At 69.1% G+C, this 5,351-nt stretch carries 4 protein-coding genes and 1 pseudogene; 1 reads left to right on the plus strand and 4 read right to left on the minus strand.

All coding sequences use genetic code 11. From position 1 onward, the window contains the following. The 3 genes from D471_RS33920 to D471_RS0111270 all read right to left on the minus strand — a co-directional run. Window positions 1-329, minus strand: a 329-nt coding sequence (locus D471_RS33920) for a DUF1702 family protein (protein ID WP_017598713.1), incomplete at its 3' end; no start/stop codon positions are given. Window positions 330-434: 105 nt separating this feature from the next. Continuing rightward, on the minus strand, window positions 435-1,409 hold the full coding sequence (locus D471_RS0111265) for a DUF1702 family protein (RefSeq protein WP_017598714.1): 975 nt from the start codon (window positions 1,407-1,409) through the stop codon (window positions 435-437). 3 nt (window positions 1,410-1,412) lie between these two features. After that, entirely contained in the window at window positions 1,413-2,237 is an 825-nt protein-coding gene (locus D471_RS0111270; RefSeq protein WP_152486277.1) for a helix-turn-helix transcriptional regulator, read from the minus strand. A gap of 769 nt (window positions 2,238-3,006) precedes the next feature. Between D471_RS0111270 and D471_RS0111275 the strand changes: the two genes are divergently transcribed. Then, a complete protein-coding gene (locus tag D471_RS0111275; RefSeq protein WP_017598716.1) occupies window positions 3,007-3,663 on the plus strand; it encodes a TetR/AcrR family transcriptional regulator in 657 nt (218 codons plus the stop codon). A gap of 21 nt (window positions 3,664-3,684) precedes the next feature. On the opposite strand, the pseudogene D471_RS33925 reads toward D471_RS0111275, so the two are convergent. Next, window positions 3,685-5,303 (minus strand): annotated as a pseudogene (locus tag D471_RS33925) (acyl-CoA carboxylase subunit beta). Between the last annotated feature and the right edge of the window lie 48 nt (window positions 5,304-5,351).

Below are 5,351 nucleotides of genomic sequence, written 5' to 3' on the forward strand. Positions count from 1 at the left end.
TAGACGTGGGGTGCGCCCGGCCCCTCCAGGAAACGCCGCGTCCGCCCGCTCCCCAGCGACATCGCGTCCACCAGGGCGAGCCCCATCGCGGCGCCCTCGTAGGCGAATCCCTTGTAACGGGTCGGGAGCGAGGCGAGGCGTTCGTCAGTGCGTTCCGCCGACCCCGTCTCCAAAGCGTCGCCGAGGCCGGTCAGAAACGATTTTCCCACCGTTTCCAGAACGTCACGGCCAGCGGGACCCTTGTCGTGGAAACCACGCTTCTCCAACGTGGTCTCGGTCGTTTTCGGAGTGATGATCCTGCGCCTGAGCACACCGATCACACTGGCCATTTCGTCCTCCCGCCACGTGCGACGGACACGGTCGATTTCGTTTTCCATGCTGCCGATACCGCCCGGCGCGGGGCTACTTCGCGATTGCTGCTCCCCGGAGGTACGTCAGTTGAAATGTTCGCGAATTCCGGATCGCCACACCTCGTAGGCGGGCACACCGCCGCGCTCCCCCGGCTCCACCGCGTGGTCGTCGGCCAGCGCGGCCGCCGCGGCCGTACCCAGACCGGTGAGCGCACGGACCACGGACTCGGTGTGGTCGGGCACGCATCCCGAGTACACCCGCGCCTTCGCCGCGAACACCGCCCCCTGAGCGAGGTGGGGCGCGTCCGGCCCGGCCGCGCGGAGCAGATCGGTCAGCGGACCGGACTCGGCGCCGCCCGCGAAGGCGGCGGCGAGTCCCACCCCGCTCCACAGGTCGGGCCGGCGGCGTTCCGGAAAGGCCCGCACGGCGTCGGCGACCGCCGCGCACCGCGCGCCGTGGATGAACCACAGCGCCCGCCCGACCCCCTGGTCGAAGGCCCGGGGGAAGTAGTCGGGTGCGCCGAGCCACGGATACGTGTGGGGCGTATCCTGGCGGTCCACCCAGCGCCGCGTGTCGAAGTAGGCGAGGTCGAACCCGTAACCGTCCACGGCCAACCAGCTCATGGTGGGGTGGTAGGGGTTGTCCGTCAGTTCGGGTAGGACGCTTCGCCACAGGCGCCGGGGCAACCGGGCCATGGCGAACCCGATCCCGATGTAGGCGAGGAAGGTGTGCGGTCTGGCCGGGCCGTCCATGAGGTCGCGGGTGCGGTCGGATCCGCCGACGGGGAGGGCGTCGCGCACGGTGAAGGCCATGGTCGTCCCCTCGTAGGCGAACCCGCGCAGCGCGGCGTCCACCGTCTCGAGGCGATGTTCGGCCTCCTCCAGGTGTCGTGTCTCCATCCCCCACTCGAAACCGCAGACCACGGCTTCGGGAATCCGCTCCAGGCTCCGTGCCGCGGGCGAGTCGCGACCGGGAAAGCCCCGATGCGCGAATCCGACGTCGGCCAGGGGAGGTGCGAGCAGCGCACGCGCCACCGCGCGCGGGATCCGGCCGGCCACGGCTCAGGCCACCGTCGGCTGCAGGCAGAGGTCGCCGTCCCGCCGGGGGTCGGCGCCGACCGCCGAGACGTCGGCGAGCGTCACGGCCATGGGGGTGACCGTCTCCTCGGCCGGCCGCGCCGACAGGGACACGTAGGTGTTGAGCCCGGAGGAGATCGTGACGTGCCTGCGGGTGTTGGCCGTCAGGACCCGACCGGTCGCCGCGCCCGCCCCATGGGGCATGGCCACGGCGATGACGCGGTAGGAGCCGTTCGGCACACCGGTCACCTCGAACTCGGTCCGCCCGTGGGCGGTGAAGGCCTCGAAGGCCACCGGCGCCCGCTGGGGGGCCGCGTCGCGGAACACCCCCACCACGGCGTTCGCACCGCACACCTCCGAGGGGATCTCCAGGGTGCCGCGCAGGGTGTTGGTCGCCTCCTGTGTCCGGGAGCGGCCGCGATTGGCCTCGATCATGTCCCCGAGGTCGGGCATACGGGCGAAGTCGTGGGAGGCGGCGACCGTCAGCCTGGCGACTGCGGGGGACCGGTACTGGGTCGGAGACATACCGACCGCACGAGTGAACCTGCTGGTGAAGGTGCCGACACTGTTGTATCCGACGCTGCACACGATGTCGGAGACGGTCAGGTCCGTGGTCAGCAGCATCCGCTTGGCGGCGAACAGTCGCACCGCCGTCAGATAACGGCCGGGGGTGAGACCGACGGCACGCGAGAAGATCCTGGAGAAGTGGTAGGGGCTGACGAACACCTCAGCCGCGACCTCGTTGAGGGTAATGGGCTCGTAATAGCGGCTACGAATGAATGCGACAGCTTGACGAACAGAACTCTCCACTGCTATCTCCCAACTCGAGGTCAGCCTTCGGACATCGGCAACCGGAAGCCCTCACAGCATGGCGGGACAAGCCAGGGCGCACGGTGGTATCAGAAATCAATACTCAGCACCACCGAACCCGAAAACCGACTTCCGGAAAAGGCGAACAGGGAGTGACGACGAACGCACGAAAACCTCATTCGCCCCAAGGGTCCGGGAAGTCACGGGCCGGACCCCTCCAGGAATCAGGCGAACACGCCATCGTTTCCACATCGCCACCACACCCTCACCCTTCGAAACAGGCACCGACCCATCGTCACACCATGACCGCCACACCTCATCTCCAAAATTGCGACGCACACACTGAAACCACACAAAAGTATCCCCGACCAGGACACAGCGCGAGAGAAAGAATCCGACACACAAAGTCACGCCCCATCCACGATCCGTGAGACGCGCAGGATAGCGATACACTCTCCCGGAAATGACATAAGCCATCCCGGCAAACCTCGCCTAACATGGGGCAAGGAAGATTAGACCACCAGGAAAACGGGAAAGATCAACCTTCCTCATCGAGGTTTGACTATTGGTTTCTCAGTCAGATATAACCGAGAGCAAGAAAGGTGGCCGCCGGGTCCACCCGCGGCCCGGAGCGGTCGTCCCACACCGGGATGACCGGCTCTCCGGCGCCCGTCGCGCCTGATCCGGCACGGCGACGCGCTCCAGAGGCGGATCGAGGAAAGCTGATCACGAGTAGATGGAGCCCTCCCGAAAGTCCGATATTGATTCCATGAGCCCACGTAAAGCAGACCCGCGGCTACGTACCTCCCTGATCGACACGGCCGCCCGACTCCTCTCCTCGGAGGGTCCCCAGGCCCTGTCCACCCGCAGGATCGCCCGCGAGTCCGGCAGCTCCACCATGACCGTCTACACCCACTTCTCGGGCATCGGCGGACTGGTGCACGCGATGGTTCGCGAGGGCTTCGCCCGCCTGGAGGAGAGCCTCTCCAGCGTCCACGCCACCGACGACCCCGTCCGCGACCTGGCCCTCATGGGCCGGTCCTTCCTCGACAACGCGTCCAGGAACCAGCACCTCTACCCGGTCATGTTCGGCGGCTGCTCGATCGCCGGCTTCAGCCTCTCGGAGGAGGACCGCCAGCACGGCCGGTACACACTCCGTCACGTGACCTCGTGCGTGGACCGCTGTATCGGATCCGGACGGTTCGACCCCGCCGACCCGGAGCTGGTCGCGCACCGGCTCTGGATCGCGATGCACGGACTCACCGCCCTGCACCTCGGCTCCTACCTCATCCCGCCCTACGACGCCGACCGCTGTTTCGAGGACCAACTCGTCTCCCTGATGGTGGGATGCGGTGACGGCCCGGAGGCCGCGCGGACGTCGGTCACCGCGTCCTCCGGGTTCCTTCCGTCCCTGTCCGACACATAGGGCGTGTCCCGCCGGCACGTCCTAGAGCGGCACGTTGCCGTGTTTGCGCCTGGGCTGCTCCCTCCTCTTGTCCCGCAGCACGGCGAGCCCCCGCAGCACCGCCACCCGGGTGTCGGCGGGGTCGATCACGTCGTCGACGAAACCCTCCTCCGGGGCCCGGTAGGGGTGCATCAGGCGCTCCCTGTAGTCGGCGACCAGCTCCGTCCGAAGCGCGTCCGGGTCGACCGCCGCCCGCAGTTCCCTGCGGTGGACCACGTTCACCGCGCCCTCGGCCCCCATCACCGCGATCTCGTTGCCGGGCCAGGCCAGCGACAGGTCCGTACCGATGGACCGCGAGTCCATCACGATGTAGGCGCCCCCGTAGGCCTTGCGCACGATCACCTGGACACGCGGCACCGTCGCCTCGCAGTAGGCGTAGAGCAGCTTCGCCCCGTGCCTGATCACCCCCGCGTGCTCCTGGTCGGTTCCCGGGAGGAAGCCGGGGACGTCCACCAGCGTCACGAGGGGGATGTTGAAGGCGTCGCAGAAGCGGACGAAGCGCGCGGCCTTCTGCGCGGCGTCGCTGTCGAGGACCCCCGCCAGGACCATCGGCTGGGTGGCGNNNCGACCACGGCTCCGTCCATCCGCGCCAGGGCGCACAGCACGTTGGGCGCCCACCCCTCGTGGATCTCGAAGAAGTCGCCGTCGTCCACGAGCTCGGCGACGACCTCGCGCATGTCGTAGGGACGGTTCGGCTCGGCCGGGACGATCTCGGCCAGGCGGGGCCGCCGGTCCTCCTCCGGGTCCCCCGGCCCGGGTTCGTCGGGCGGGGAGGAGAGGTTGTTGTCGGGCAGGAGGGAGACGAGGTGGCGCACGTCCTCCAAACACTCCTCCTCGTCGTCGTGGACGACGGCCGCCACACCGGTGCGCAGCCCGTGGACGTCGGCGCCGCCCAGCTCCTCGGGCCCCACCCGCTCGCCGCTCACCGCGGCGATCACGTCCGGTCCGGTCAGGAACATCCTGGCCGTGCCGCGGACCATGAAGGTGAAGTCCGCCAGGGCGGGCGAGTAGGCCGCCCCGCCCGCGCAGGGGCCGAGGATCACGCTGATCTGGGGGATGATCCCCGAGGCCGCCACGTGCCTTCGGAAGATCCCCCCGTATCCGTCCAGCGAGGCCACTCCCTCCTGGATGCGGGCCCCGCCGCTGTCGTTGAGTCCGATGAGCGGCGCTCCGTTGTCCAGGGCCAGGTCCATCACCCGGTGGATCTTCCTGGCGTGCTCCGCGCCCAGGGATCCGCCCAGGATCGTGAAGTCCTGGGCATAGACGAACACACGCCGTCCGTCGATGGTCCCCGAACCCGTGACGACGCCGTCGGTGCGCGGCCGTCTGCCCTCCGTGGCGGATCCCTCGTCGCGACGACGGCGGAACACCCCCAGCTCCACGAAGGACCCCTCGTCCAGGAGCAGGTCCAACCGCTCCCGCGCCGTGTGTTTGCCCAGGGCGTGCTGGCGTTCGACCCCGGTCGGGTCACCCGCCTCCGTCAGCCCGCGCAGGGCGTCGCGTTCGGCGCGCAACTCCGCCATGGTCCGCGCCGGGGGCGGCCCCGGCCGCACGGGCCGGGGCACACTCACGGGTCTGAGGTCGGCCTCGGAGGTACTCATCGCGATCCCACCCGACCGCTCACGCCACCGGTCCGCGGCTCCCGCCCC

Source organism: Nocardiopsis lucentensis DSM 44048 (genome assembly GCF_000341125.1).
GTDB lineage: Bacteria > Actinomycetota > Actinomycetes > Streptosporangiales > Streptosporangiaceae > Nocardiopsis > Nocardiopsis lucentensis.